The following is a 25,050-nucleotide window of genomic DNA, read 5'->3' on the forward strand; positions in this document are numbered from 1 at the left end:
GGCAACGATTATTGTTTGCCTAAAAGTGCTTCCTCTACTTCCTTTAGGAGTGTTTTCCCCATCTCTATATACGGTTCCGGAAAGCTTGCATCTTTGTCCACTGGTTCGGAAAACTGATTGAGGGAACCGGAAAAAGCTCCAGTGCCAGCGTGGTCATCCAATCCACGCTGGTATTTGTGCGACAACAGAAAAGGACGCTCAAACACAACTGTACATCCGTTCGAATCCAACTGGCCATCAATTGAACGGAAAGGGAGACGAAGAAACTGATACCCAACAGCATCGTCGATTTTATAATCGAATGAACCATGATCATACTCCCAGCTTCCCCCCACTGCATACCCCATTGGTTTTAATATTTCTTCCAGCATATAAAGGCCGAAATGTTTGCCTTCAATCTCTGATGACAGCTCGATCATCGCCCTCACACCTTTCTCTTTTTCATTAGTGTGAGCGAAAGTATCTTCTTTCATGACAAATAGGCGCAAAATAAAACAGGGCAGCAAAAAAGCTCCCCTGTACTTTAGATATACTTTTATTTCAGCCTTTTTTCTAATTCAGCTTTCTTTTCTTCATAGCCAGGTTTGCCAAGAAGTGCAAACATATTCACCTTGTATGCTTCTACTCCAGGCTGGTCGAACGGATTCACACCAAGGAGATAACCGCTCATTGCACAAGCTTTTTCAAAAAAGTAAACAAGATAGCCGAATGTATACTCATTACGTTCCGGAATAGCAACAATTAGATTTGGTACATTTCCGTCCGTATGAGCTAACAGCGTTCCTTCAAAAGCCTTGTTATTGACAAAGTCTACTGTTTTGCCAGCAAGATAATTAAGGCCATCAAGATCATTTTCCGCTGCTTCAATCACGAGCTCATGCTGCGGCTTTTCCACTTTAATAATTGTCTCAAACAAGTCACGGCGCCCCTCCTGGACATATTGCCCTAAAGAATGAAGGTCCGTTGAGAAGTTGGCAGATGAAGGATAAATTCCCTTTTGGTCCTTTCCTTCACTCTCTCCAAACAACTGTTTCCACCACTCGGAAAAGTATTGAAGTGATGGCTCATAATTGATCAGCATTTCAATGGTTTTCCCTTTATTATACAAAACGTTCCGAACAGCAGCATATTGATAAGCGAGGTTATCCTCCAGTTCTGAAGCACGGAAATCTTCCCTTGCCTTTCGAGCACCTTGCATCATTTTTTCAATATCCGCTCCACTCACAGCAATCGGAAGCAAACCAACAGCTGTAAGAACGGAATAGCGTCCGCCGACGTCATCAGGGATGACAAAAGTTTCATAGCCCTCTTCATCAGCGAGGGTCTTCAATGCACCTCTCGCTTTATCTGTTGTCGCATAAATCCGTTGGCGCGCTTCCTCGATACCATACTTCTCCTCAAGCAATTTCCGGAAAATTCTAAAGGCAATTGCCGGCTCCGTTGTCGTTCCAGACTTAGAAATGACGTTGACGGAAAAGTCCTTCCCTTCAAGAAGGTCCATTACATCCTTCATATAGGAGGAACTGATGTTGTTTCCTGCAAAAATTATTTGCGGTGTTTTACGTTTCTCCTGTGAAAGCGCGTTGTAAAAATGATGATTCAAAAACTCAAGCGCTGCTCGCGCACCGAGATATGATCCCCCGATACCAATGACAATAAGAACATCAGAATTCTTTTTGATTTTCTCTGCCGATTCAAGTATGCGAGAGAACTCTTCCTTGTCATACTCACTTGGAAGGTCAATCCAGCCAAGATAGTCGCTGCCTGCACCGGTCTTCTCATGAAGTGAATGGTGGGCAACCTTAACAAAATCTCTTAAGTATGTAACTTCATGTTCTCCAAAGAAGTTCAAAGCTTTTGAGTAATCAAAACGGACATGTGTCATACTTGATCCTCCATTTATATGTTGTCTCTAACACTTTATCGAAACGTTCCGTAAGAATCAAGAACATCCCTCCATGTAAGCGTACCCAAAATAAAATACTTTTTATCCACTCGAATTGCTTATTTAAAAATCAGACATTGTATGGCATTCTGGCAATACAATGTCTGATTTTTTCCTAAAGGGACATTTTGTATATTTCAAGCACATCTTCGTATTGCATTTTTTTAAAGGTACCGAACTCTCCGTTTGCCATCGCCTTATCGGCCATTAATTCTAATTTGCTGTTATCAATATTATAATCGGACAGCTTGGATGGCGCTCCAATGCTATCCCAGAATTCGCGCAGCTTACTAATCCCCTCCAAGCCAACTTCCTCAGCAGACTTTCCTGTAGCATCGACTCCAAATACCCGTACAGCAAGCTGTGCAAAACGCTCAGGATTCACTTTCAAATTGTGCTTCATCCAATTAGGGAAAAGGATTGCCAACCCGCCACCATGGGGAATATCGTATACGGCCGAGACTGCGTGTTCAATATTATGTGTTGCCCAGTCACCTCTGAAACCCATTGACAGCATTCCATTCAATGCCATTGTTCCGCAATATAGAATAGTACTTCGATGCTCATAGCTATGGAGGTCATCCAATAATTTTGGTGCAGTTTCAATGACGGTCAGCAGAAGAGATTCACACATTCTGTCCTGAAGTTCCGTATTTGTTTCAGGATGGAAATAGTGCTCGAACACATGGGACATCATATCAACGATGCCATAAATAGTTTGTTCTCTTGGGACGCTATACGTATGTTCTGGATCCAGTATAGAAAAAGCCGGAAAAACAACAGGACTTCCCCAGCCATATTTTTCATTCGTTTCCCAATTTGTAATAACGGAGCCTGCATTCATTTCCGAACCTGTTGCTGCAAGCGTTAATACTGTGCCGAAAGGAAGGGCGTCAGCAGCCATTGCTTTTTTCGTTACAATATCCCAAGGGTCACCATCATACTTTGCACCTGCTGCAATCAGCTTGGTGCAGTCAATCACGCTTCCGCCGCCTGCGGCCAACAGAAAATCGATACCCTCACGTTTACATATTTCCACACCTTTTTTTACTGTAGAAAGCCTTGGATTCGGTTCTACCCCGGAAAGTTCGTATACAAATGCACCTGCTTTTTCGAGGTGGGACGATATTTTGTCATAAAGCCCGTTCCTTTTTATACTACCCCCACCATATACAAGAAGAACCTTTTTGCCGTATTTAGGTACCTCTGTTTCCAATTGTTCTATCTGACCTTTTCCGAAAATAAGACGCGTTGGATTCCAAAATGTAAAATTATCCACGCTTCATCACCTTCCTTCAAATTTCATTATCACTGAACACCAGTTTCAATGCAAAATGCAGGCATTTGGAATTATTTACCTGCACCTCGATGTTCTGCGTTATGTTTCTTTTATATTTCCCCGGATAAATAAAAATTGTCACAGAGAAACGAATAAATTATGCCCGGATGTATAAAAATAAATGGGAACCCATCTAAATAAGGAGGAATCATTCATGAGCACTCTTCAACGTATTGCCTTGGTCCTAACAGTCATCGGTGCCATTAACTGGGGTTTAGTTGGATTTTTCCAATTTGATCTTGTCGCTGCAATCTTCGGTGGCCAGGATGCTGCACTATCTAGAATCGTCTATGGTTTGGTTGGCCTAGCAGGACTCATTAATCTCGGTCTTCTGTTTGCACCAAGTGCAGAAGCTGAGCGTGAAGCAGAACCTCGTACAACACGATAAATTCGATTGCATTGTAAAAATACTTGCAAAATAAAAAATCCGCCCATCAGGCGGATTCAGGCTGTCGAGAAACTCTCGACAGCCTAATTTTTATCCGATTTCTTTAACCATTCACCGCGTTAATTTGATATAATATTATTAATATGACACTTAGGATGGTGGATGCGATGTTCAAACCGAAAAGGGAATTACAAGGAGAAGCAGAATTTGTTTTAATTGAGGATTTGGTTCCCCAGGATCACTTTTTAAGAAAGGTGGACCAGTACATAGACTTTTCTTTTATCGGGGAGAAATTGCGTCCTTATTATTCCGAGAGTACCGGGCGTCCTTCGGATCCACTAGTTCTATTTAAAATGATGTTTATTGGTTATTTTTATGGCATCCGTTCGGAACGCCGATTAGAACGGGAAGTGCAAACAAATGTAGCCTATCGATGGTTTCTTGGCTTGAAGCTCAATGATCCTGTGCCGGACCACTCGACCATCAGTTGGAATAGAAGAACCCGTTTTAAAGATACGAATATCTTTCAAGAAATTTTTGATGAGATTGTCCTGTTAGCCATGAATCATAAAATGGTTGGTGGAAGAGTTCTGTTTACTGACTCTACTCACCTTAAAGCGAATGCCAATAAGCACAAGTTTACACGGGAAGAAGTCGAAGTGGAGACTCGGGAATACATAGAAGAACTCAATAGAGCTGTGGAAGAGGATAGATTCCAACACGGAAAAAAGCACTAAAAGAAAGAGAGGAGGTGACAGAGACCAAACAAATTCGAAAAAGCACAACCGATCCAGATTGTGGCTTCATGTCCAGGGAAAATAAGCAGGAGATGTTCTGTTATCTTGATCATCGAACAACCGATATGAAGTTCAATATCATTACTGATGCTTATGTTACTCCGGGAAATGTCCATGACTCTGTCCCTTATCTTTCTAGGCTTGACCGTCAGATGGATCGTTTTGGATTTAAGGTAGAAGCAGTGGCACTCGACTCAGGATATTTAACAAATCCAATTTGTAAAGGACTTCATGACCGTAAGGTTTTTGGAGTGATCGCCCATCGTAGATACCAGCCGACAAAAGGACTTTTTCCTAAATGGAAGTTTACCTATCATAAAGAGAAAGATGTTTACATTTGTCCAAATGGACAGGAGTTAGTTTATCGTACAACGACAAGAGAAGGTTACCGTGAATATAAGTCAGATCCAAAGAGATGTTCCGAATGCCCCCTCCTAAAGGAGTGTACCCGATCAAGGAATACACAAAAGATCGTTACGCGCCATGTGTGGGAAGAATTCAAGGAGAAGGTTCGTCAAAACAGGCTCTCCCTCTCTGGAAAGATGCTTTATAAGTTCAGAAAAGAAAAAGTAGAGCGAAGCTTCGCAGATTCAAAAGAACTGCATGGGCTTCGCTATTGCCGGTTACGGGGATTGCACAATGCGAGTGAGCAGGTCCTACTCACTGCAGCGTGCCAGAATATAAAAAAGATCGTCACACACCTAGCAAGGCTAGGAAAGTGAGTGGCGATCTTTGTTTTTTTATGAAAAGGAGATATTAAACAGTAAAAAAGCTAAATGGAATTAAAATAAAAAAGCCTGTGGAAGAAATAAAGGTGCCTTTCTCCACAAGCTGAATCCGCCCATCAGGCGGATTTTTCTGTTTATCCCAAAATCTTTTTGATTCTATCAATTGCCCAATCGAGCTCTTCATAAGTAATGACGAGCGGAGGAGCAAAACGAATGACCGTATCATGCGTTTCCTTACAAAGAAGACCTTCTTCCTTAAGCTTCTCGCAGTAACTTCTCGCCGGCTCCTTGAGTTCTACCCCAATAAACAACCCTCTTCCCCGGATTTCTTTGATGATTGGATTGTCAATTTCACGCAGTTTATCCATAAAGTACTCGCCAAGTTCCTGAGACCTTTCAACAAGCTTCTCTTCCTCAATGACATCCAATGCTGCAATTGATACGGCACAAGCAATCGGATTTCCGCCAAAAGTCGAACCGTGGGAACCAGGATTGAAGACACTAAGCACTTCACGGCTAGAAACCACGCAAGAAATCGGGAACACCCCTCCACCAAGCGCTTTTCCGAGGATATACATGTCAGGGTTTACATCTTCCCATTCACATGCAAATAGTTTTCCAGAACGAGCTAAACCGGCCTGGATTTCGTCTGCTATAAACAACACATTTTCTTCACTACAAAGCTCACGGGCAGCCTTGAGGAAGCCTTCCGGAGGAATGACAATGCCTGCCTCGCCTTGGATAGGTTCAATAAGAAATGCTGCGGTGTTAGGTGTAATCGCTTCTTTGAGGGCTTTTAAATCCCCATATGGAACAAGCTTGATTCCTGGGAGCATTGGGCCAAACCCGCGCTTATATTCCTCTTCTGAAGATAGTGAAACCGCCGTCATTGTTCTGCCATGAAAATTGCCGACGCATGCAATAATTTCAGCCTGATTTGCAGCGACTCCCTTAATATCATATGCCCAGCGTCTTGCCGCTTTTATCGCTGTTTCCACAGCCTCAGCACCTGTGTTCATCGGCAGTGCCATTTCCATTCCTGTAAGCTGGCAAACCTTTTCATACCATGGCCCTAACTGATCATTGTGAAACGCACGGGAGGTTAGGGTGACACGATCCGCTTGATCTTTCAGTGCCTCTATGATTTTCGGGTGACGATGGCCCTGATTGACAGCCGAATAAGCACTCAGCATGTCCATATACCGATTGCCTTCAGGATCCTCTACCCATACGCCTTCTGCTTTTGAAATAACGATTGGCAGCGGGTGGTAATTGGGAGCTCCAAACCGTTCTGTCTGTTCAATGAGTTCATTCGTTTTTGTTGGCATGAGCATTCCTCCGTTCGATTTCAAAAAATTTTAAACTGTCTAATTATATTATACGATTTTTCCTCCCGCTTTTCCAACAGTAAAAAAACCGGATAAAAATTATCCGGTTCTACCCTTATTTCTTCATTGTATTTTCTTTTTGTGATGCATTAATCCAGTCCTGCAGTTTGTCCTTTAGAGTATTGAAGCCCGAAGAATCATTGTCCTGGATTATTTGCGCAGGACGTTTGCGAGGCTTTTTCGCTTTCACCGCAGCTTCTGGTGCTGCTTCTGTTGCTCTAATGGAAAGGCCAATCTTTCCAGCTGCTTCATCCACTGAGAGGATCTTCACGTTCACTTCGTCTCCGACCTTAAGGAATTCATTGATGTCCTTTACATAGCCATGGGTAATTTCTGAGATGTGCACAAGGCCTTGTGTATTTTCGTCAAGCGCTACAAATGCACCATAAGGCTGAATTCCTGTTACTTTTCCTGTTACTACACTGCCTGTTTGAAATTTTTCTGTCATATAAACACTCCTAATTCTTTTCGGTAATTTTATCCTGATTATACGCAATATAAAATTATATCATAGAAAGGGAATAAGCACAAAAACAAATAAATGGGTTCTCCCCTCTTTGCATTTAGTTATCATGGAAAAAGCCTATAAAATTCAGAATTCAACTAAAAGTTCAAACAAAAGACAATTTTTTCGTGATAAAATATATATAGGAATAAAGGGAGGGATTAGCATGTCCGCTATTGGTAAAAATATCAAAGCTTTCCGTCTGGACAGGAAACTCACCTTAGAAGAACTCGCTCTGAAAGCAAGGGTAGGAACCCGTACACTTGAGAAATATGAAACGGGAGAAAAGGTACCTGATCTGCAAACGATTATGAAGCTGTCAACCGTACTCGACGTTCCGGCATCCGAGATTTTAGAACAAGAATCGAGGAACGACCAATCCGCAATTGACCAGGAGTTAACCGATCTTATAGAAGAAGTAGGCACTAAAAAAGCAAAATTGTTTCTCAAAATGGCAAGAGAGATAAGAGAAGAAGATTTGTTAAAACTGAAAGGTTTCTAACCAAATCACGCTTTCTGGAAAAAGGGGTTCGGAATAAGACTTTCCGAACCCCTTTTGAATTTTTATTTAGTAACAGTACAAGAGCACATTATTTCTCCCCCTCAATAGGTGTGAAACTTACTATCGTGGGGAAAATATAAGAAATCGATAATAAAAATACGAGTGTTCAGGAGGAAAACGTATTGAATGCCAGACCTTTTGCAGGCACCAAACACGTGAACGGCATTGACGTTTATTTCGAGCATTTTCCGCATGAAGAGCAGAGAGAAACAGTCGTATTGGTCCACGGGTTTCTTTCATCGACTTTTAGTTTTAGAAGAATCATCCCATTAATGCGCAAGGAGTATTCCGTCGTCTCGGTGGATCTCCCGCCCTTCGGAAAGAGCGGAAAGATCCTCGGTTTCACGTACTCTTACAGAAATATGGCTTATACAGTTTCGAAACTACTGGAACTTTTGCAGATAAAAACCTATACTCTTGTCGGTCATTCCATGGGCGGCCAAATCGCATTAAATGCCATGTACTATTTTCCGAAGGCTGCACAGAAAGCCGTCCTCCTATGCAGCTCCGGTTATAGCAAGCGTGCAAGAATACCACTAATCGCATCAAGCTATTTGCCTTTTTTTCATCATTATGTGAAATACCATTTCGCCAAGACTGGCGTCAGAAAAAATTTAGAGCAAGTTGTCTACGACAGCTCGCTCATTACAGAAGAGATGGAAAACGGCTATCTTTCTCCCTTCCTGGAAGAAAATATATTCAAGGCACTTACAAGCATGATTCGCCACCGCGAAGGAGATTTGTCTCCCGATATCCTTCAAAAAATTACGGATCCTTGTCTTCTCATTTGGGGAGAGCACGATCGCGTCGTACCACTGCATGTCGGCAAACGTTTGAAAGAAGACTTGCCAAATTCGAGTCTAATCGTATTGAAGGATACTGGCCACCTCGTTCCTGAAGAACAGCCTGAAGCAGTATTTGAAAACATTCGGCAATTTATTTACTCTCATTCAAAGGAAACAGCAAGTACTATTTCTTAATTGCTGTTTATTAAATAGAACAATTACCCATGCTTTTCACAGCCAAAAGAGACTTTGCCACCAGCAAGCATGATTCATAGGGAATAATCTCTTCAAAGGAATGTTCGTAAACAGCCTGAATTCTGATTGCCAGTTCATGCTGGGAATCGAGATTATAAACCGCATGGAGCACACCGGCAATCTCTGGATCATACATACCATATCCACAGCCAATAGGATCCCATTCATTTAATATTTTAACCATTTGCCGGTTCTTATCCTGTGTTTCCAAAATCATCACCTATATTTCACTCTTTTTTGGTATGCTTATTTTATCATGAAACATTCAAATGGAGAATTTATCTTGCCGAGGTGGATTTTATGGAAAATATTGATTTCAGTAAAGTAATCGACAGAACAGGTTTTCAATCAGTAAAGTGGGAACGGACAGCAGAAGTATTCGGAACGTGTGACGTTTTACCAATGTGGGTTGCGGATATGGATTTTCGACCCCCAATTGCTGTTACAGATGCCCTTCGCCAGCGTATGGAACACGGGATCTTCGGATATACATATCCTTGTGAATCTGCTGTAAAAGCAGCAGCTGGCTGGCTGGAGAGACGGCATTCTTGGAAAGTGGACAATTCATGGATTACCTTCAGCTCCGGCGTTGTCCCTTCCATCAGCACTGCTGTGAATGCTTTTACGAAACCTGGAGATAAAGTACTAATCCAGTCTCCCGTCTATCCTCCATTCATGGAAATGGTAGAGAAAAACGGAAGGGTGCTCGTCAATTCCCAGCTTCACTTCCAAAATGGAGAGTATACAATCGATTTCAAAGATTTCGAGGAAAAGCTAAAAGGCGGAGTTAAGTTATTTATCCTTTGCAATCCTCACAATCCTGGAGGAAGGGTTTGGAAAAGGCAAGAACTCGAGAGAATTGGAAACCTCTGTAGTCAATATGACTGTCTAATCGTTTCTGATGAAATTCATTCGGATCTTGTCCATACTCCTAATGAACATTTGCCCATCGCCTCTATTAACAAAGATTTTCTAAAAAATGTCGTCACATTTGTCGCTCCTAGCAAAACGTTCAATATTGCAGGACTGCAGGCATCCGTTGTGATTATCCCGGAAAGCAGTCTGCTCGATAAATTTCAAGCCATCCAAGAAAAAAACGGTTTCCACTGTCCAAATGTATTCGGTTTAACTGCCTTGGAAGCTGCTTATCACTATGGAGACGAATGGTTAAATTCACTGATGCCCTATATAAAAAACAATCTCATGACAGCAATTTCTTATATGAAAGAGAACATCCCAGGAGTCAAAACTTTTTTTCCGGACGCATCCTATTTGCTTTGGATTGATTGCAGAAAGCTAGCTCTTTCCGACAAAGAGCTTCAAGAACTCTTGCTCTACAAAGGAAAGATCGCGCTCGAACCTGGGCCAAAATACGGTCCAGGCGGAGAAGGCTTCGTTCGATTAAATGTAGCCTGTCCAGAAGCAACACTGTTGGAAGGTTTAACGCGGCTGAAAAAAGCTTTGACATAAAAAAAGAGGTCAGGCACCAACACGCTGTGGATTGCCTGACCTCTTTATTGCCTCATAATGTGGCTGCAAGGAATGGGAGATAACAGTGCTAAGCAGAAAGGAACTTCTTTCAGGAATGATACTTGTAGCATAATCCCATGCGTTTTGTTCTATCTGAAGTAAAATCCTGCTACGATCGATTTCATTTTCGGTATTGTCCATTAAATCGACTAAACTCATTAATTCAGCATCTTCCGCATGCCCAATTTCATGTGCTAAAACAATGGAAAGGTACTCTTCAAAGCATACATCCGTCTTGAATATTTGGTTACACTGCTCTCTAATTTCTTCAATATATATTGTTATAGTATGGCTTGCTGGCTGATATTTGCCGCCTGCAAAACGGTCACCAGGGAAATAGTCTTCCAACACAATATTCGCCTTTGTACCAGATATCTCCATAATGGTTTCCACAACAGCTATAACTGCTGGGTCATGCCTCATCGTTCTATCCCCTTTTTGAAAGTTAAAAAATAGTATATAACCAAACCCCTAAAAAATAAACCTCTTTTCTACCCTTTTTATAACGATATGAAACATAACGACATCAAATGTTCAAACATTTTAGTTCTTTAGACCTAAAAGAGATCGATTTCAGAGAAAAGCACAGCACAAATCAACAGTCATTAATTAGTAAAAATAAAAAAAAAACCGCAGACAAACTGATAAAAATCAATTTTGTCTGCGGTCAGCGCTCCGTTAACAGGAGCATTCACTTTAAGATTCATTTTTAAAATCGGACGATTTTTTCTTCAGCTCGGCTTCGTATTCTTTCGCTTTCTGGGCTTCCTTGTTCGACACCTTCACGATTAACCTCATCGTAACAATTGCCGCTATGGCAAAGATAACAAAAGTAATCGACGCAGGTATATATTCTGATTTATCCTCTGGAAAATATAAAAACAAGGCCAATACAGTGGATTGCAACATCATACAGTCTCCCTCTCCGCCTTAACAGTTGGCATTCTCTCCCCATTATAGCAACGAGTTCTTTTCTCACAAAAGAAAATGCTTTGCTATTTCAGAATGGTTACCTTTTTAATGACTACTTTCCTCTTTGGCTTGTCATCTTCATCTACGGAAACAGAAGCGATGGAATCAACCACATCCATTCCTTCTGTCACTTGGCCAAAGACAGTGTGTTTAAAGTCAAGCGAAGGTGTTCCACCTTTTTCTTCGTAAGCATTCTGGATTTTCTCAGGATATTTTTTCATCATTTTCTTCGCATTAGAATCAAAATCACCATTCGGTACAATAAAGAATTGGCTGCCGTTCGTATCTGGTCCCGCATTCGCCATTGACAGAGCTCCGCGGAGGTGGAATAGATTCTTCGAAAATTGATCCTCAAATGGCTTACCGTAAATGCTGGTCCCGCCGGTTCCTGTTCCTGTAGGGTCACCTCCCTGGATCATAAATCCCTCAATCACGCGATGAAAGGATACTCCCTCATAATAACCTTTCGCACTAAGAGCGAGAAAATTTTCCACGGCTTTAGGCGCCTGCTTTGGAAAAACCTTGATTTTGATGCTCCCCATCGAGGTAGTCATTTCTACTAGCTTTTCACTTTCTGCGACTTCTGATGAAAGCTGTGGGTAATAGCCATCCTGCTCACCAGGCTTCTTCACGCTCTGTTCAGCAGTTTCCCCGCTGCCAGCTTTTCTATCGGCACTTTCTTCTGCTTGGCACGCACCAAGTGAGAATGCCAATGCCGCCATTATGATAGCTATCCTATTTTTCAATTCTCATCCCTCCAAAACTTAATATAAAGTATTTTCAGCACTGTTTGCACTTTGTTTTTTTTGGTATTTACATCATAATGAGAACAAGACATACTTCCAAAGAAAGGCGGATAATCCAATGAGTTCATTCAATATCGGGGACACGGTGACAGCTATATATAAAACCGGGAAATATATCGGAGAAGTAACGGATATCAGACCCGAACATTATCTTGTACGGGTGTTGGCAGTTTTGAAGCATCCTATGCAGGGCGACCTCCATCATCCCAAGCAAACAGGGGTTGGCTTTTTCCATGAGAGAAAAGCACTCTCCTTCCGTGAACAGGCCAATATTCCGAGAACAATGGTACGTCATTTTGAAGAATGCATACCAAATTACCAAGATTCACTGCATGAAGCACTTTCGAAAATGAAAACGGAGCTGGAGAACGACAGCTCTGATTGGGCAAGAAAAAGTTTACAAAGTATCGAGACACTTCAAAAAGAATACTTTTGATTACGAGCACAAAAAACCAGATTACCATCATGGCGATCTGGTTTTTATGCAAATTTGTTGAAGAGTTCCGAAAGGTCAACCATATCTCCAATCGTTGTTGGAGCCGGACGCTTTAAATACTGTTTGTCCTTCTCAACAAGTTTGTAAATGTGGAAGGTTGTGAGCGCATCATCTAATGCCCTGTGATGTCTGCCAGTTCCTTCCCTTCCGTATTCCTGGACCGCTTTCCAAAGCCCAGTCTGATTCTGATCGCCAAAGAAACGCTTATACTCCATTGAAAGATCGATTTCTTCACCAGAGAGCGGAAATGGAATTCCAACTTTTTGACAATTATGGCGAAGGACTTTCATGTCCATATTCCCCCATGTAACAATGGAACAATCCGCCTTGCCCTGCATAACCCGGAACTTTTCTGCTAAATCCCTCAGCCTTATTCCAGTATCAACCTGCTCTTGTGAAATATGGAGGAAAGACCGGCATCTTTCCGTGAGTACCGGGAACCTCTCCGGAATCACGAATGCAGAAAACTGCTCAATAATTTTATTCCGGCTTACAAGGACCACACCTGCCTCGATGATTTCAGGATAAAACCCCATCCTTCTGCTGTTACGGTCCGGCATGGTAAATTCAAAATCAATGAATAAGACCTTTTCCACCTTGCCCATCGTCACCCAACTTTCCGTCCGCTGCGGTGTGCAGCCACATTTTTACTATTATAGCATGTATCACCCTCCGTTTTTTAACTTTTCTGCAATTTTATTTTGTCTAAAAAGAAACAATAATTTATGTCCTATCTCTTCCCTATTTTCTTCTATCTTACTGCGGAATAATTTTCACATACTCCCTCGGCTGGAAAGGTTCTTCAAAATCGTCCGTTTTGCTTCCCCCTTGTCCCGCTCCTTGTATGCCAATTCTTCCACTATTGTAGTCTGTTCTGCTATTTTCAAAGTGAACTGCCATAAGGAGTAAACAGAAAAACAAAGCACAACAGATAGCTGATTTAATAACCATACTATCCCCTCCTTTTAAGTATAGATTAGGAAAAATCCCTCCAATCTATACGTTGCAGAAAGCTTTCAGCTTGATAATGCAGAAGATTGTATTTTAAGGTATAATTTTGTCTAAAGGTTCCGATATTTCCGTCAAAGCATTCTCGTTTGAAGGTAGAAGATTAAAAATGTTAGAGTAAAAAGGATATACGGTTACCAGGACATAATGCATAACAAGGAGGTTCGTTTTTTGTCGTTATTACACCTTGCCATTGTATCACCGCTTATCTTGGCGGCATTCATACCGGCATTGTATAAGAAATTCGCAAACATACATACAGGCTGGTTTCTCCTGCCGCTGCCCATAATGCTGTTCTCCTATTTTCTACAATTCATTTTCCAGACCTCCCAAGGCGATACCATAACAAGGACACTTGACTGGATTCCTTCACTCGGTATTGATTTCACTGTGAAAATTGATGGATTAGGGCTGTTATTTGCCCTCTTAATCACTGGGATTGGTTCGTTGGTGGTACTGTATTCGATTTACTATTTATCGAAAGAAAAAGAAAAGCTTCATCTCTTTTATGTTTATTTGCTCATGTTCATGAGTGCGATGTTAGGTGTTGTCCTCTCTGACAACATGATTTTGCTCTACAGTTTTTGGGAACTTACGAGCTTCTCTTCTTTCCTCCTGATTGGATATTGGAATCATCGTGAAAGGTCTCGGTACGGTGCCCAAAAGTCCATGCTGATCACAGTTTTTGGCGGTTTAGCCATGCTAGGGGGAATATTGCTCCTTTACCTCATGACAGGGACATTCAGCATTTCTAAAACCATTAAAATGGCTGGAGAGCTATCGGGACAACCCTTGTTTGTTCCGGCAATGCTCTGTTTCCTGCTTGGAGCATTTACCAAGTCTGCACAATTTCCTTTTCATATATGGCTTCCTGATGCAATGGAGGCGCCTACTCCTGTCAGTGCCTACCTCCATTCAGCCACAATGGTGAAAGCAGGAATCTATCTTGTCGCAAGGCTAACTCCCGTATTTGCCCAATCAAGCCTATGGTTATGGATTATTGCAATAACCGGATTAGTGACGCTGTTCTGGGGTTCTTTCTCCGCAGTTAGGCAAACAGATTTGAAGGGTATCCTTGCCTTTTCTACTGTCAGCCAGCTTGGTATGATTATGTCTCTTCTTGGTGTTGGAGCTGCAGCTTTTCATTTTAGCGGGAAAAGCGCTGTACCATATACGGTTGCTACCACTGCAGCACTATTCCACCTCGTAAACCATGCGACATTCAAAGGCAGTTTGTTCATGGCTGTTGGGATCATTGACCATGAAACAGGTACTCGAGATATTCGCAAGCTCGGCGGATTAATGACAATGATGCCTATCACTTTTACTATCTCCCTAATCGGGACCCTTTCCATGGCTGGACTTCCGCCGTTTAACGGCTTCCTCAGCAAGGAAATGTTTTTCACTTCCATGCTGAAAGTGAAGGAAGCGGGAATACTCAGCCTTGACACATGGGGACTATTATTTCCGGTTATCGCATGGACGGGAAGTGTTTTCACTTTTGTGTATTGTATGATAATACTATTTCAGACGTTTTCAGGTGGGTTTCAGCAGGAAGAACTGGATAAGAAACCTCATGAAGCTCCTTTAGGAATGTTGATTCCTCCAGTCATTCTGGCATCGCTTGTCGTGATATTCGGATTATTCCCAAATATCCTTTCCGACAGCTTGATTGCACCTGCAATGGGGGCAGTGTTGCAAAACATTTTAGGGAATGGCGAAAGCTTTAAAGTAGAAATATCCCATTGGCATGGCTTCAAACCTGAATTGTTCATGACAGTGGGAGTAATTGCAGTTGGATTTTTCTTGTATAAAACCAGTGATAAGTGGATAGGTTTCTACCGTCTCTTCCCTGAAAAATGGTCCTTTAACAGAGGTTACGATCGGACATTGGAACTTTCCCAACTAGGATCAAGAAGGTTTACAAGCCTTTATATGAATGGTTTTATCAGGACATATCTTGTCTATATCTTTTCGTTCTTTATCTTTATCCTTGGTTTGGCAATGGTTTATGAACAAGCATTCAAAATAAATACAGACGATTTGGCAGCTGTACGTTTTTATGAAATCATGCTTGTTGCCATCATTGCGGCTGCATCTATTTCCATCCTTTTTGCCAAATCGCGGCTGACATCCATTATCCTTCTCGGAGCTGTAGGTTATACGGTAGCGCTATTCTTTGTCATTTTTCGAGCACCAGACCTTGCACTGACCCAGCTTGTCATTGAAACAGTTTCCGTATCCCTGTTCCTCCTCTGCTTCTATCATTTGCCAAAACTGAGGAAAAGCGAAGGGAGAATAGGATTTAAACTTGTCAACCTGCTGATTGCCATTGGAGTTGGAACAATCGTAACAGTCATCTCATTATCTGCCCACAGCAGCAAAAAGTTCGGAAGCATCGCAAACTATTATATTGAGAATACGTATAAAAAAGCTGGCGGAGAAAATATGGTCAATGTCATCCTTGTTGACTTCCGCGGATTCGATACATTGTTTGAAATTTGCGTACTTGCCATCGCCGCTCTTGGCATATTCGGGATGATCAAGCTGCGTCTTGCAAAGGGGAAAAACGAGTAATGAAGACAAATGATATCATTCTACAAACAGTGACGAAAATTACGTTGTTTGTCATTATCCTTTTCTCCATTTATCTGTTTTTTACTGGACACTACCATCCGGGCGGAGGATTTATCGGCGGACTCATGGCTTCAGGTGCCATCGTCCTTCTCCTTCTTGCCTATGATATCGAAATGGTCAAAGCCATCCTTCCGGTAGATTACCGGAAAATGATTGGCATTGGTCTTTTGTTTTCCGCTGGAACAGGAGCTGGAGCCTTGCTCGCAGGGAAGCCTTTCCTGACACATGCTTATACGTATGCAAACCTGCCCATTCTTGGAAAAACATCCTTGCATACAGCGGTCTTGTTCGATACCGGTGTGTTTCTTGTCGTCATTGGTGTGACGATGACCATCATTCAGACGATTGGGGAGAGTGACTAATGGAAATACTTATGAGTTTCCTAATCGGAATATTGTTCATGACAGCAACCTATCTTATGCTTTCCAAAAGCCTTCTGCGCATTATTGTCGGAACTGGTTTACTGAGCCATGGAGCCCATCTCTTAATCTTGACAATGGGCGACTTGAAGCGCGGTGCCGCACCGTTATTAGGTGAGAATGCCGAGTCTTATGTAGATCCGCTTCCACAGGCGCTGATACTTACAGCAATAGTTATCAGCTTTGGTGTTACCTCGTTCTTTCTCGTACTTGCCTATAGGGCGTACCAGGAACTAGGAACGGATAATATGGATCGCTTGAGAGGAAAGGAAGGACATGAATAATCTACTGATAATACCAATACTGATTCCGCTTTTTACTGGAATCATTCTCATTATTTTTTCAAGCAACATCAGACTGCAGCGAACCATTTCAGGTATAAGTTCGATTGTTACCATCATTTTTACCGCTGCGCTCGCATTTCAAGTTTATAACGATGGAATTCAAACGATGAATGTCAGCAACTGGGAGGCGCCATTCGGCATCACACTCGTATCCGATATGCTTTCTTCCCTGCTCGTGCTGACAACAAGCATCATTGCTGCTGCATGCCTGTTTTATTCTTTCTGGTCTATCGGGGAAGACAGGGAGAAGTTTTACTATTACCCTATCTTTCAGTTCCTTATTGTTGGAGTGAACGGGGCTTTCACAACAGGTGATATTTTCAACTTATTCGTGTTTTTTGAAGTAATGCTGATGTCTTCCTATGTTTTGCTTGTTCTTGGAGGGACGAAGATTCAACTGAGGGAAACCATTAAATATATTCTTGTTAATGTCATTTCCTCCGCTCTCTTTGTCATCACGGTCGCTTTTCTATATTCTGTCGTCGGCACATTGAACATGGCGCATATTTCCGCAAGGATTGCGGAGTCGGGCAATTCAGGAATTCTTACAGTGATTGCAGTCCTATTCTTGATTGTATTTGGGTTAAAGGGTGCCATATTTCCGCTGTATTTTTGGCTTCCTGGCTCATATTATGCACCGCCGGCTCCTGTTATGGCGCTGTTTGGTGCATTGCTGACAAAAGTCGGCGTCTATTCCATTACAAGAACCTATACATTATTTTTCTATCATGATGCGGGATTTGCGATTGAGCTTCTTCAAATCCTCGCGATTTTCACGATCATTGCAGGTGCAATTGGTGCAATTGCATTCCATGATGTTAAAAAAATAATTATTTACAATATCATTATCGCTGTTGGTGTCATTCTATTCGGTGTGTCCATCATGAACAGCGAGTCGGTGACAGGCTCTATCTTTTATTTAATCCATGACATGATCATCAAGGCTGCCTTGTTCCTTTTAGTAGGAATTATTGTAAAATTAGCAGGAACAGCCGACCTGCGAAAAATGGGTGGCTTCATCCATACCTACCCAGGGCTTGGCTGGACGTTTTTCATTGCTTCATTAGCGCTTGCAGGCATTCCTCCGCTAAGCGGCTTTATCGGAAAGCTGCTAATTGTCCGTTCAGGTTTTGAGGATGAAAGCTTTTGGGGAGCAGGAATTGTTTTAATGTCAAGTCTTGTTGTCCTTTTTTCCATCATGAAAATATTCATTGGAGCCTTCTGGGGAAAAGCACGTGTACCTAAAAATACAGGCAAAGTTCCTGTCACGTCTCTATTGGCAGCCCCTGCCCTTCTTACAGCACTCGCAGTTTTGTATGGGTTAGGAACGGAAGCAATTTACCCGGTCATCTCCTTGGCGGCAGAGACCTTAAAAAATCCAGACATTTATATCAATGCGGTCCTAAAGGAGTGATAGTAGATGGCCTTCCAGATTTTGCTTAACTTTTTCCTTGCTTTCATATGGATGTTTCTAAAGACATCCTATACACCTGTTACTTTTCTTGTAGGCTACTTCTTCGGCCTTTTGGTCATTTTTACTTTCCGAAGGTTTTTTCATACGAGATTTTACGGGTACAAAATAGTGGCTGTCATTCGTCTTTTCCTGATTTTTAATCGTGAGTTATTTTTATCAAATCTGGCAGTATTAAAGGTGATCCTGAAACCAAAGCTCGATATTAAGCCTGGGATTTTCGCTCTACCAACAGAGTTAAAGGAAGACTGGGAAATCACCATTCTTGCAAACCTGATTACGTTGACACCCGGTACGCTCGTCATCGATATTTCTCCTGACAACTCTATACTCTATGTCCATGCAATGGATATTGATGACATACAGGAAGCAATCGATGGTATCAAGAATTCATTTGAAAAAGCGATCATGGAGGTGAGCAGATAATGTTTGAAATCGTCCTCATGATTTCTTTGTTCATCATTTCCCTGGCAATGCTCGGCCTCATTTACAGGGTCATCAAAGGGCCAACTATCCCCGACCGGGTCGTTGCGCTTGACGCGCTTGGCATTAACCTTGTTTCCATCATCGCCATTGTATCTATTTTCCTGAAAACAACTGCTTTTCTCGATATTATCCTCTTGATTGGAATTCTCGCTTTTATCGGGACAGTTGCTTTTAGCAAATACCTGGAGAAGGGAGTGATCATGGAACGTGACAGAAATTCTTAAGTTTTTTATTGGTCTAACCGTTCTAACCGGTGCGCTATTAAGCCTTGTTACTGCCTTTGGGCTTATCCGGCTTCCAGATGTGTACACAAGGAATCATGCAGCTTCGAAAAGCGCTACACTCGGTGTCATGCTTGTGCTTCTTGGTACATTGCTGTATGCCTATCAAGACACAGGCAGCTTTCACTCAAGACTATTGCTGGGGATTGCTTTCATTTTCATGACATCCCCTGTTGCAGGCCATTTAATTAGCAGAGCCGCATATAATTCAGGTGTGAAGCTTTGGGGAAACAGTGTGAGGGATGACCTTGCGAAACATAGAAAAAAGTAGCTAATTTAGCACAAAAACCACTAATTCGTCGTGAATTAGTGGTTTTTTCTCTACTTTAATTTCCAGAAAGGTTCAATTTTTATCCATACCTCGGTGAAAATGTATAGCGTATGATGAAGGTAGCATAGCGAGAAAGGGAGCGGTTATGATGGCAGGCGAAAAGGTTGCGGTAATTGGCGGCGGAATCAGCGGTTTATGCACAGCCCTCGCTCTGCAGCAAAGAGGAATACAGGCAGAAGTGTACGAACAGGGAATGCCAGAAGATTATCCTCGCGCTGGCATGATTCTTGGCGGAAATGCGCTTATCTGCCTTGAAATGCTTGGTCTAAGGGAAGCTGTATGGAAAAATAGTATCGGTACCGATTGTTATACGATCCGTGCAGATTCCGGGAAAGTCATCTCCACATTAAAATATTCTTCTCCTGTCATTACATCTTGTTTTCGCTTCATCTATGGTCCTCTTTTATTGACCCTTTTAGCCAGCGAGCTTTCACCTGGCACGCTGCACTTTGGACAGAAACTCGATAACTTTGAGCGGAATAAGAATAGCATTACCCTTTTCTTTGAAGGCGGAGAGACGAAAGAGTGCAGTTATATGCTCGCTTGCGATGGACTTCACTCTCTTGTGAGGAGGAAGCTATTGCCGGACTCTTCCCCTGTGGCCTCCGGCTACACCTGCTGGCGCGGTATTCTTGATCATGATGGTGAGTTTTCCAATTATGCCTTCAGCGAAACATGGGGGCACCGGGGTCGCTTTGGGATTGTTCCCCTTCCAAACAACCAGATTTACTGGTATGCCGTCAGGAAATGTGAAGGACAAGAGAAAGCAATGAATACTTGGGCTTCGATTGATTTGTTATTCAATTTTTTCTATTACCACGATCCGATTCAGCAAATCCTCGAGAGAACAAAAGACAATGAAATCATTCACCATGATATTTTTGAATCGAAATCGCCTGGAATTCTTTTTTTCGGTTGTATCCTGCTGCTAGGGGATGCTGCCCACTCCCCCCTCCTTAATATGGGACAGGGGGCATCGTTGGCAATAGAGGACGCAGTGACGCTTGCTGCTTCCATAGCATCCGAGGAATCGACCAATAAGGGTTTTACACAATACTCCAAAAGTCATGCAAGGCGAGCAAGGAAGGTTTCGTCACACATTAGAAAGTTCGATTGGATTGCAAAGATGGAGCTTCCATTCCTATGTTCCATGAGAAATTGCTTTCTTAGCTTGGCCCCATCATCCTTTCATGGAAAGAGGCTTGGGGATTTGTTCGATATCACCCCATGGGATCTTTCATCAGGATAAGAAATGCCGTGTACCACGGCACGATCAGAGGACAGGTGAGCCGCTAAGTCCGTGTTAGTCGGCGGGACAAATGGGAATCGAGCGAGTTAAAAACAGCCGACCTGAAAACAAACTGGAATCTGCTGTAGATATTTTTGCGCTTACCGTTGATAACTTATCCAGGACGCTTCAGGGAGAGCTTCACAATCGTGTGTAACCGGTTCCAAAAGCACGCTTTTTCAAAAAAACAATTCCACATCACCAAAAACTCCTCGCCTAAACCTCAAAAAACAAAGCAAAATGACAATTTTTTAGGGTTTGGGAGCGCAGTGGAACGCGGATCATTTTACAAAAATTATCTAATATGGATCCTGTTGTATAGCTACTGTAGATAAATGATAGATTACCGTTGATAAACGGTGATTTACCGTTGATAAATTGTCCATTACCGTTGATAAATGAACAGTTACCGTTGATAACTTATCCAGAACGCTTCAGGGAGAGCTACACAATTGTGTGTAATCGGTCCCAAAAGCACGCTTTTTCAAAAAACAATTCCACATCACCAAAAACTCCTCGCCTAAACCTCAAAAAAAAAGCAAAATGACAATTTTTTAGGGTTTGGGAGCGGAATAGAATATCGTGGACAAACCGGCAGTATCGTGTAACACAACATCGAAAAAAACCATATTGAAAGTGCAACTAGCAAAGCACGTGATACCGATTCAAGCTTTTTCAAAAGCCCGAAATCACTCGCTTTGCGGATTCGAACTAACTTTTTCTTGACACAATGAAACCGCCCTGCGTTCACTTTTGAATAACTGCTATCGTACATCTTGAAATACAGATCAGCTTGTCTTCTTCATCTTCTATCTTAACTTCCCAGACCATTGTCTTCCTTCCGTGATGCAACACTTCTGCGGTTGCTGTCACCATTCCTTCCCTTTTGGAACGAAGGTGATTCGCATTTATTTCAAGCCCTACAACTGCTTCGGTTTCCTTGTTTGATAATTCATAAGCACCAATGCTTGCTACTGTTTCTGCAAGCGCAACCGATGCACCTCCATGCAGCAGCCCAAAAGGCTGGCGCGTCCGATGATCTACAGGCATCATCGCAGTGACAAGACCTTTTTCCACTCGAGTAATCTCAATCCCAAGCGAATGCATGAGCGTTTGGCTAAAGTCCATTATGTACCTCCATCATCAAGCGTGATAATCTGATAAATGTTAAGGAGAACGGGGATGCTAACAATGTCCTGTTGGACAAATAATGACCATAATCCGAGGTGGATAAGCATGAATAATGTACGAGAAGGTTTGATTCCTGCAGTGCTTGGAACTGCCGTAACAGCAGCAGGTTATGCGCTGTCTCAAAGCAACAGAGTCAACAACAGACTTTCAAATACTGTAGTCGGCTTCGGCCTTGCTCATATCGTCCTTGGAGCAATCGATTTATTTGAACACAGGCAGTAATTTGAGATTGGCGGGAAATATTCCCGCCAATCTACCTATCGAGCACTCTTTCCCTGTTTCTACGCCTTTTTCTGTGAATCACTACGGTTAATGTTACAAGTGAGACAAGGAGAAAAGCAGCCCCATACTCACTTCCAAGCTTTATTATATCATCCATATTGTCTCCAAATAAAAAACCTGCAGTAAAAGTAAGAGACAGCCAAGCAAGCGCTCCAGGATACGCATATAAAGCAAATGTACGATAATTGAGTCCTCCTGCTCCATAGAGAAATGGGATAACACTCCTCACCCCAGGAATAAAATAGCTGAAAGAAAGTGAGAAAGCGTGGTATTTCGCCATTATTCTAATAGATGATTCCACGGATAGAGTGAATCGCTTAGATTTTCGAAAGAAACTTAGCAAACGTTTACCCAATATCCGCCCCATCAGATAGCTTGTTGTTAGCGCAAAGATTAGGCCAGCATACGCCGTCAAAAATGCGGATAAAGGATGGAGGATTCCAGTAGATGATACAAAACCTACTCCCATGATCAGGACCTCATTAGGAAGCGGAATTCCAAAAATCCCCAACCATAACCAGATGAATAAACCGATATATCCGTTTCCTTCCATCATTTCCAAGACGAGGTCCACATTCATCCAGGTTCCTCCCTACTGCTTACTTCAGAAAAATTTTCTAAATAATTAAATATATGACTAAGAAATTCTACTCTTTCCAAATAATATCCTCTTTTTTTCATCCGAAACTCATAGCCTAATAAAGTGATCCCTTACATATATATGAGGGATACAAGTTTATGTAAGGAGGGATAGATTGAAAAGCTTCCAATTTTGGGATAATACAGCCAACCGTAAGCAAGAATACTTAGGCATGAGACCTTATCCACCAGTCGATTCTTCGAAATTTCGCCAATCTGCAGGCTTATCATTAGCATTTTTTAAGGACGCGAGGAGTCTACTTGAAAAGATTTCCGCATCACCTTCCTTCTCCACCAAAATTATGAAAGCAGCTCAGGAATCAAAAACTCAGGCAGTAGAAAGACTTATCCTGTCAACAGGAATTAGAAATAAACCAATGTTGCTTTTTAACCCTGATAATCTAATGCTTCGTTTTTTAGATGAAAAAGGGGATGCCGAAGTGATTGTCAAACTCAAGTGGCGCTAAAAAAAACAGCCCTCCCAAGAGCTGTTTTTCTTCATTAGCGGTAATATGGAAACCCACCGTAAGGATACACGGGGTATGGGGGAAACGGGGGATATACCGGGTAAGGCTGGATAAACGGTCTCGGTCCGATCAAAGCGCCGCCAACAAGTCCTCCCAGCAAGCCTCCCAAGAAAGGGGCTCCCCAAATAAACCGGCTGTCCCCACGGAATCCGGGATAAAAATTCCTCATACGACAAAACCTCCTCCTCAATCTTTCTGCCTACACTATTTCATATGCCAGGTTATTGGAAAAGGAGTGGGCATTTGTCCGATGGAATTAGATTTTTGCCTAGCTTGCTCATCTATAAAACCATTGCGGCTATCCAGCCGAATAGAATGAGGGGAATATTATAATGAGTGAATGTCGGGATGCACGTGTCCCATATATGATTATGCTGCCCATCCGCGTTTAAGCCTGAAGTTGGTCCCAGCGTGCTGTCAGATGCAGGCGAACCCGCATCCCCAAGAGCAGCTGAAGTCCCAATAATGGCAATGGTCGCCATTGGACTAAAACCAAGCTGAAGGCAAAGAGGAACAAAAATGGTAGCAATTACGGGAATGGTCGAAAAGGATGACCCGATACCTAAGGTGACTAGCAGGCCAACTATCAGCATAATAAAGGCACCTGCTGGTTTGCTGTTCCCTATCAAGTTGGAGGAAATCTGTACAAGACTATTTACATCTCCTGTTTCTTTCAAAACATCTGCAAACCCAAATGCAGCTAGCATGACAAACCCGATGGAGGCCATCATCTTCATCCCGCCGGTAAGCAAACTGTCGGTCTCTTTCCATTGTACGGCACCGCTGAAGTAAATGACTATAATTCCTGCAAGGGCCCCAAAAATCATCGACTTAAATGCGATTTGAACCGCTAATGCAGCAATGATGGCAATGACGGAAAAGAGCAATTTTCTTTTAGAAAAATCAATACTTTGCTGTTTGAACGCTTCATAATCGGTATAATTTCTTGGCTTTCGATAGCTAATAATAACTGCGATTAACAACCCTGCAATCATGCCAACTGCCGGAAGCAGCATCGCTTGAGGAATATCCTCCACTTTAACAACAAGACCGCTGTTCGCCATATTTTTCTGCAGAATTTCATGAAAAATTTTCCCGAACCCTGCTGGAAGGAACATATATGGCGTAATTAAGCCAAAAGTAATCACTGCTGCAACAAGCCTTCTGTCTAATTTAAGTTTGTTAAAAATCGCTAGCAGCGGCGGAATAAAGATTGGGATGAATGCGATATGAATAGGAATAAGGTTTTGTGAAAAAATGGCCATCAAGAGAATCAGAGAAACAATTAATATTTTAGAATAAACCTTTCCTTTTTCTTCCCCCATCCTTCCGATTACTTTTAGCATCATATCTACAAGCGCATCAGGAAGGCCTGTGCTCGACACAGCCATGGCAAACCCGCCTAATAGGGCATAGCTGAGAGCGACAGGCGCACTCCCTCCGAGCCCGTTCGTAAAAACCTCCATTGTTTCCTGTAGTCCTAATCCGCCTGTCAAACCTCCAATAATCGAAGCAACAATAAGTGAAATAACAACATTGACCCGCAATAAACTCAGTATGAGCATAGCTAGGACGGCAATAATTACTGCATTCATGATGTGACGCTGTCCCCTTTCTAAGGATGCTTTATTACGATAAATTGGTAGAGTG

31 protein-coding genes are annotated in these 25,050 nt (G+C 42.3%); 17 read left to right on the plus strand and 14 right to left on the minus strand.

Features of this window, described 5'->3' with window-relative positions; all coding sequences use genetic code 11:
• Positions 1–8: 8 nt before the first annotated feature.
• The 3 genes from BQ5796_RS12485 to BQ5796_RS12495 all read right to left on the minus strand — a co-directional run bounded on the left by BQ5796_RS12485 (position 9) and on the right by BQ5796_RS12495 (position 3,224).
• Positions 9–419: a YugN-like family protein gene (locus BQ5796_RS12485; protein WP_071461291.1), complete on the minus strand. Its 411-nt coding sequence runs from the start codon at positions 417–419 to the stop codon at positions 9–11.
• Positions 420–535: 116 nt separating this feature from the next.
• The gene (locus BQ5796_RS12490) at positions 536–1,885 is read right to left on the minus strand and encodes a glucose-6-phosphate isomerase (RefSeq protein WP_071460524.1); all 1,350 of its coding nucleotides are present in this window, start codon (positions 1,883–1,885) and stop codon (positions 536–538) included.
• 175 nt (positions 1,886–2,060) lie between these two features.
• A complete protein-coding gene (locus tag BQ5796_RS12495) occupies positions 2,061–3,224 on the minus strand; it encodes an iron-containing alcohol dehydrogenase (protein ID WP_071460525.1) in 1,164 nt (387 codons plus the stop codon).
• Between the two features lie 214 nt (positions 3,225–3,438).
• Here BQ5796_RS12495 and BQ5796_RS12500 point away from each other — a divergent pair, with 214 nt between their 5' ends.
• Together BQ5796_RS12500 and BQ5796_RS17415 are read left to right on the plus strand one after the other, a co-directional pair.
• Complete coding sequence (locus BQ5796_RS12500; protein WP_071460526.1) at positions 3,439–3,672, plus strand: DUF378 domain-containing protein; 234 nt, start codon at positions 3,439–3,441, stop codon at positions 3,670–3,672.
• 167 nt (positions 3,673–3,839) lie between these two features.
• Positions 3,840–5,191 (plus strand): IS1182 family transposase gene (locus BQ5796_RS17415; protein ID WP_097677971.1). Its coding sequence is split into 2 segments (ribosomal slippage): positions 3,840–4,404 and positions 4,404–5,191, totalling 1,353 coding nucleotides; the frame shifts between segments, so codons are not numbered across the junction.
• A 140-nt stretch (positions 5,192–5,331) separates the two neighbouring features.
• On the opposite strand, the gene BQ5796_RS12515 is transcribed toward BQ5796_RS17415, so the two are convergent.
• Positions 5,332–6,525 carry an ornithine--oxo-acid transaminase gene (locus tag BQ5796_RS12515; protein WP_428839299.1) on the minus strand — a complete coding sequence of 398 codons (1,194 nt, stop codon included), beginning with the start codon at positions 6,523–6,525 and terminating at the stop codon, positions 5,332–5,334.
• 115 nt (positions 6,526–6,640) lie between these two features.
• Positions 6,641–7,033 (minus strand): S1 domain-containing post-transcriptional regulator GSP13, encoded by a 393-nt coding sequence (gene yugI, locus BQ5796_RS12520; protein ID WP_071460528.1) that lies wholly within the window; start codon positions 7,031–7,033, stop codon positions 6,641–6,643.
• Positions 7,034–7,256: 223 nt separating this feature from the next.
• Here yugI and BQ5796_RS12525 point away from each other — a divergent pair, with 223 nt between their 5' ends.
• Both BQ5796_RS12525 and BQ5796_RS12530 read left to right on the plus strand, forming a co-directional pair.
• Positions 7,257–7,592: a helix-turn-helix domain-containing protein gene (locus BQ5796_RS12525; RefSeq protein WP_071460529.1), complete on the plus strand. Its 336-nt coding sequence runs from the start codon at positions 7,257–7,259 to the stop codon at positions 7,590–7,592.
• Between the two features lie 182 nt (positions 7,593–7,774).
• Positions 7,775–8,632, plus strand: a complete 858-nt coding sequence (locus tag BQ5796_RS12530; RefSeq protein WP_071460530.1) for an alpha/beta fold hydrolase — start codon at positions 7,775–7,777, stop codon at positions 8,630–8,632.
• Positions 8,633–8,642: 10 nt separating this feature from the next.
• Here the strand turns inward: BQ5796_RS12530 and BQ5796_RS12535 are convergent, their stop codons facing one another.
• Complete coding sequence (locus BQ5796_RS12535; RefSeq protein ID WP_083413178.1) at positions 8,643–8,909, minus strand: DUF1871 family protein; 267 nt, start codon at positions 8,907–8,909, stop codon at positions 8,643–8,645.
• Between the two features lie 83 nt (positions 8,910–8,992).
• Between BQ5796_RS12535 and BQ5796_RS12540 the strand changes: the two genes are divergently transcribed.
• On the plus strand, positions 8,993–10,162 hold the full coding sequence (locus BQ5796_RS12540; RefSeq protein ID WP_071460531.1) for a MalY/PatB family protein: 1,170 nt from the start codon (positions 8,993–8,995) through the stop codon (positions 10,160–10,162).
• 9 nt (positions 10,163–10,171) lie between these two features.
• Here the strand turns inward: BQ5796_RS12540 and BQ5796_RS12545 are convergent, their stop codons facing one another.
• The 3 genes from BQ5796_RS12545 to BQ5796_RS12555 all read right to left on the minus strand — a co-directional run bounded on the left by BQ5796_RS12545 (position 10,172) and on the right by BQ5796_RS12555 (position 11,940).
• Complete coding sequence (locus BQ5796_RS12545) at positions 10,172–10,645, minus strand: hypothetical protein (RefSeq protein WP_071460532.1); 474 nt, start codon at positions 10,643–10,645, stop codon at positions 10,172–10,174.
• A gap of 273 nt (positions 10,646–10,918) precedes the next feature.
• A complete protein-coding gene (locus BQ5796_RS12550; protein WP_071460533.1) occupies positions 10,919–11,131 on the minus strand; it encodes a hypothetical protein in 213 nt (70 codons plus the stop codon).
• An 86-nt stretch (positions 11,132–11,217) separates the two neighbouring features.
• Entirely contained in the window at positions 11,218–11,940 is a 723-nt protein-coding gene (locus tag BQ5796_RS12555) for a peptidylprolyl isomerase (RefSeq protein ID WP_428839300.1), read from the minus strand.
• A gap of 118 nt (positions 11,941–12,058) precedes the next feature.
• Between BQ5796_RS12555 and kapB the strand changes: the two genes are divergently transcribed.
• A complete protein-coding gene (kapB, locus tag BQ5796_RS12560) occupies positions 12,059–12,436 on the plus strand; it encodes a kinase-associated lipoprotein KapB (RefSeq protein ID WP_071460534.1) in 378 nt (125 codons plus the stop codon).
• 44 nt (positions 12,437–12,480) lie between these two features.
• Here kapB and kapD read toward each other — a convergent pair whose 3' ends face one another.
• Positions 12,481–13,101: a 3'-5' exonuclease KapD gene (gene kapD, locus BQ5796_RS12565; protein ID WP_071460535.1), complete on the minus strand. Its 621-nt coding sequence runs from the start codon at positions 13,099–13,101 to the stop codon at positions 12,481–12,483.
• Positions 13,102–13,252: 151 nt separating this feature from the next.
• Positions 13,253–13,447 (minus strand): hypothetical protein, encoded by a 195-nt coding sequence (locus BQ5796_RS12570; RefSeq protein WP_071460536.1) that lies wholly within the window; start codon positions 13,445–13,447, stop codon positions 13,253–13,255.
• Between the two features lie 228 nt (positions 13,448–13,675).
• On the opposite strand from BQ5796_RS12570, the gene BQ5796_RS12575 reads away from it, so the two are divergent.
• The 9 genes from BQ5796_RS12575 (at position 13,676) to BQ5796_RS18685 (ending at position 20,918) form a co-directional block, all read left to right on the plus strand.
• Positions 13,676–16,081 (plus strand): Na+/H+ antiporter subunit A, encoded by a 2,406-nt coding sequence (locus BQ5796_RS12575; protein ID WP_071460537.1) that lies wholly within the window; start codon positions 13,676–13,678, stop codon positions 16,079–16,081.
• Entirely contained in the window at positions 16,081–16,503 is a 423-nt protein-coding gene (locus BQ5796_RS12580) for a Na(+)/H(+) antiporter subunit B (RefSeq protein ID WP_071460538.1), read from the plus strand. The genes BQ5796_RS12575 and BQ5796_RS12580 overlap by 1 nt, the downstream gene beginning before the upstream one ends.
• Entirely contained in the window at positions 16,503–16,844 is a 342-nt protein-coding gene (locus BQ5796_RS12585; protein ID WP_071460539.1) for a Na(+)/H(+) antiporter subunit C, read from the plus strand. Before BQ5796_RS12580 ends, BQ5796_RS12585 begins: the two co-directional genes overlap by 1 nt.
• Complete coding sequence (locus BQ5796_RS12590; protein WP_071460540.1) at positions 16,837–18,318, plus strand: Na+/H+ antiporter subunit D; 1,482 nt, start codon at positions 16,837–16,839, stop codon at positions 18,316–18,318. The genes BQ5796_RS12585 and BQ5796_RS12590 overlap by 8 nt, the downstream gene beginning before the upstream one ends.
• A 6-nt stretch (positions 18,319–18,324) precedes the next feature.
• Positions 18,325–18,801: a Na+/H+ antiporter subunit E gene (locus BQ5796_RS12595; protein ID WP_071460541.1), complete on the plus strand. Its 477-nt coding sequence runs from the start codon at positions 18,325–18,327 to the stop codon at positions 18,799–18,801.
• Positions 18,802–18,818: 17 nt separating this feature from the next.
• On the plus strand, positions 18,819–19,085 hold the full coding sequence (locus BQ5796_RS12600; RefSeq protein ID WP_428839319.1) for a Na(+)/H(+) antiporter subunit F1: 267 nt from the start codon (positions 18,819–18,821) through the stop codon (positions 19,083–19,085).
• Positions 19,069–19,413, plus strand: coding sequence for a monovalent cation/H(+) antiporter subunit G (gene mnhG / locus BQ5796_RS12605; RefSeq protein WP_071460543.1), 345 nt, complete (start codon positions 19,069–19,071; stop codon positions 19,411–19,413). Before BQ5796_RS12600 ends, mnhG begins: the two co-directional genes overlap by 17 nt.
• Before the next feature lie 148 nt (positions 19,414–19,561).
• Positions 19,562–20,722, plus strand: coding sequence for an FAD-dependent oxidoreductase (locus tag BQ5796_RS12610; protein ID WP_071460544.1), 1,161 nt, complete (start codon positions 19,562–19,564; stop codon positions 20,720–20,722).
• Between the two features lie 70 nt (positions 20,723–20,792).
• Positions 20,793–20,918: a hypothetical protein gene (locus tag BQ5796_RS18685; RefSeq protein WP_282956862.1), complete on the plus strand. Its 126-nt coding sequence runs from the start codon at positions 20,793–20,795 to the stop codon at positions 20,916–20,918.
• A 590-nt stretch (positions 20,919–21,508) separates the two neighbouring features.
• On the opposite strand, the gene BQ5796_RS12615 is transcribed toward BQ5796_RS18685, so the two are convergent.
• A complete protein-coding gene (locus tag BQ5796_RS12615; protein ID WP_071460545.1) occupies positions 21,509–21,889 on the minus strand; it encodes a hotdog fold thioesterase in 381 nt (126 codons plus the stop codon).
• A gap of 108 nt (positions 21,890–21,997) precedes the next feature.
• On the opposite strand from BQ5796_RS12615, the gene BQ5796_RS12620 reads away from it, so the two are divergent.
• A complete protein-coding gene (locus BQ5796_RS12620; RefSeq protein WP_071460546.1) occupies positions 21,998–22,174 on the plus strand; it encodes an asparagine synthase in 177 nt (58 codons plus the stop codon).
• Between the two features lie 31 nt (positions 22,175–22,205).
• Here the strand turns inward: BQ5796_RS12620 and BQ5796_RS12625 are convergent, their stop codons facing one another.
• On the minus strand, positions 22,206–22,814 hold the full coding sequence (locus tag BQ5796_RS12625) for a DedA family protein (RefSeq protein WP_071460547.1): 609 nt from the start codon (positions 22,812–22,814) through the stop codon (positions 22,206–22,208).
• A 175-nt stretch (positions 22,815–22,989) separates the two neighbouring features.
• Between BQ5796_RS12625 and BQ5796_RS12630 the strand changes: the two genes are divergently transcribed.
• A complete protein-coding gene (locus BQ5796_RS12630) occupies positions 22,990–23,340 on the plus strand; it encodes a YuzC family spore coat inner layer protein (RefSeq protein ID WP_071460548.1) in 351 nt (116 codons plus the stop codon).
• Positions 23,341–23,681: 341 nt separating this feature from the next.
• On the opposite strand, the gene BQ5796_RS12640 is transcribed toward BQ5796_RS12630, so the two are convergent.
• Entirely contained in the window at positions 23,682–24,995 is a 1,314-nt protein-coding gene (locus BQ5796_RS12640) for a Na+/H+ antiporter family protein (protein ID WP_071460550.1), read from the minus strand.
• Positions 24,996–25,050 lie beyond the last annotated feature (55 nt).

The organism is Bacillus massilinigeriensis (genome assembly GCF_900111815.1).
GTDB classification, from domain to species: domain Bacteria; phylum Bacillota; class Bacilli; order Bacillales; family Cytobacillaceae; genus Mesobacillus_C; species Mesobacillus_C mediterraneensis.

Coding starts and splice junctions, on each gene's coding strand:
- BQ5796_RS18685 (WP_282956862.1), top strand. CDS start 20,793: ATGGGAATCGAGCGAGTTAAAAACAGCCGACCTGAAAACAAACTGGAA.
- BQ5796_RS12600 (WP_428839319.1), top strand. CDS start 18,819: ATGATTTCTTTGTTCATCATTTCCCTGGCAATGCTCGGCCTCATTTAC.
- BQ5796_RS12515 (WP_428839299.1), bottom strand. CDS start 6,525: ATGCCAACAAAAACGAATGAACTCATTGAACAGACAGAACGGTTTGGA.
- BQ5796_RS12625 (WP_071460547.1), bottom strand. CDS start 22,814: ATGAATGTGGACCTCGTCTTGGAAATGATGGAAGGAAACGGATATATC.
- BQ5796_RS12585 (WP_071460539.1), top strand. CDS start 16,503: ATGGAAATACTTATGAGTTTCCTAATCGGAATATTGTTCATGACAGCA.
- BQ5796_RS12490 (WP_071460524.1), bottom strand. CDS start 1,885: ATGACACATGTCCGTTTTGATTACTCAAAAGCTTTGAACTTCTTTGGA.
- BQ5796_RS12620 (WP_071460546.1), top strand. CDS start 21,998: ATGAATAATGTACGAGAAGGTTTGATTCCTGCAGTGCTTGGAACTGCC.
- BQ5796_RS12615 (WP_071460545.1), bottom strand. CDS start 21,889: ATGGACTTTAGCCAAACGCTCATGCATTCGCTTGGGATTGAGATTACT.
- BQ5796_RS12535 (WP_083413178.1), bottom strand. CDS start 8,909: ATGATTTTGGAAACACAGGATAAGAACCGGCAAATGGTTAAAATATTA.
- BQ5796_RS12485 (WP_071461291.1), bottom strand. CDS start 419: ATGATCGAGCTGTCATCAGAGATTGAAGGCAAACATTTCGGCCTTTAT.
- BQ5796_RS12640 (WP_071460550.1), bottom strand. CDS start 24,995: ATGAATGCAGTAATTATTGCCGTCCTAGCTATGCTCATACTGAGTTTA.
- BQ5796_RS12570 (WP_071460536.1), bottom strand. CDS start 13,447: ATGGTTATTAAATCAGCTATCTGTTGTGCTTTGTTTTTCTGTTTACTC.
- BQ5796_RS12540 (WP_071460531.1), top strand. CDS start 8,993: ATGGAAAATATTGATTTCAGTAAAGTAATCGACAGAACAGGTTTTCAA.
- BQ5796_RS12550 (WP_071460533.1), bottom strand. CDS start 11,131: ATGTTGCAATCCACTGTATTGGCCTTGTTTTTATATTTTCCAGAGGAT.
- BQ5796_RS12580 (WP_071460538.1), top strand. CDS start 16,081: ATGAAGACAAATGATATCATTCTACAAACAGTGACGAAAATTACGTTG.
- kapB (WP_071460534.1), top strand. CDS start 12,059: ATGAGTTCATTCAATATCGGGGACACGGTGACAGCTATATATAAAACC.
- BQ5796_RS12500 (WP_071460526.1), top strand. CDS start 3,439: ATGAGCACTCTTCAACGTATTGCCTTGGTCCTAACAGTCATCGGTGCC.
- BQ5796_RS12610 (WP_071460544.1), top strand. CDS start 19,562: ATGGCAGGCGAAAAGGTTGCGGTAATTGGCGGCGGAATCAGCGGTTTA.
- BQ5796_RS12545 (WP_071460532.1), bottom strand. CDS start 10,645: ATGAGGCATGACCCAGCAGTTATAGCTGTTGTGGAAACCATTATGGAG.
- yugI (WP_071460528.1), bottom strand. CDS start 7,033: ATGACAGAAAAATTTCAAACAGGCAGTGTAGTAACAGGAAAAGTAACA.
- BQ5796_RS12595 (WP_071460541.1), top strand. CDS start 18,325: ATGGCCTTCCAGATTTTGCTTAACTTTTTCCTTGCTTTCATATGGATG.
- BQ5796_RS12590 (WP_071460540.1), top strand. CDS start 16,837: ATGAATAATCTACTGATAATACCAATACTGATTCCGCTTTTTACTGGA.
- kapD (WP_071460535.1), bottom strand. CDS start 13,101: ATGGGCAAGGTGGAAAAGGTCTTATTCATTGATTTTGAATTTACCATG.
- BQ5796_RS12525 (WP_071460529.1), top strand. CDS start 7,257: ATGTCCGCTATTGGTAAAAATATCAAAGCTTTCCGTCTGGACAGGAAA.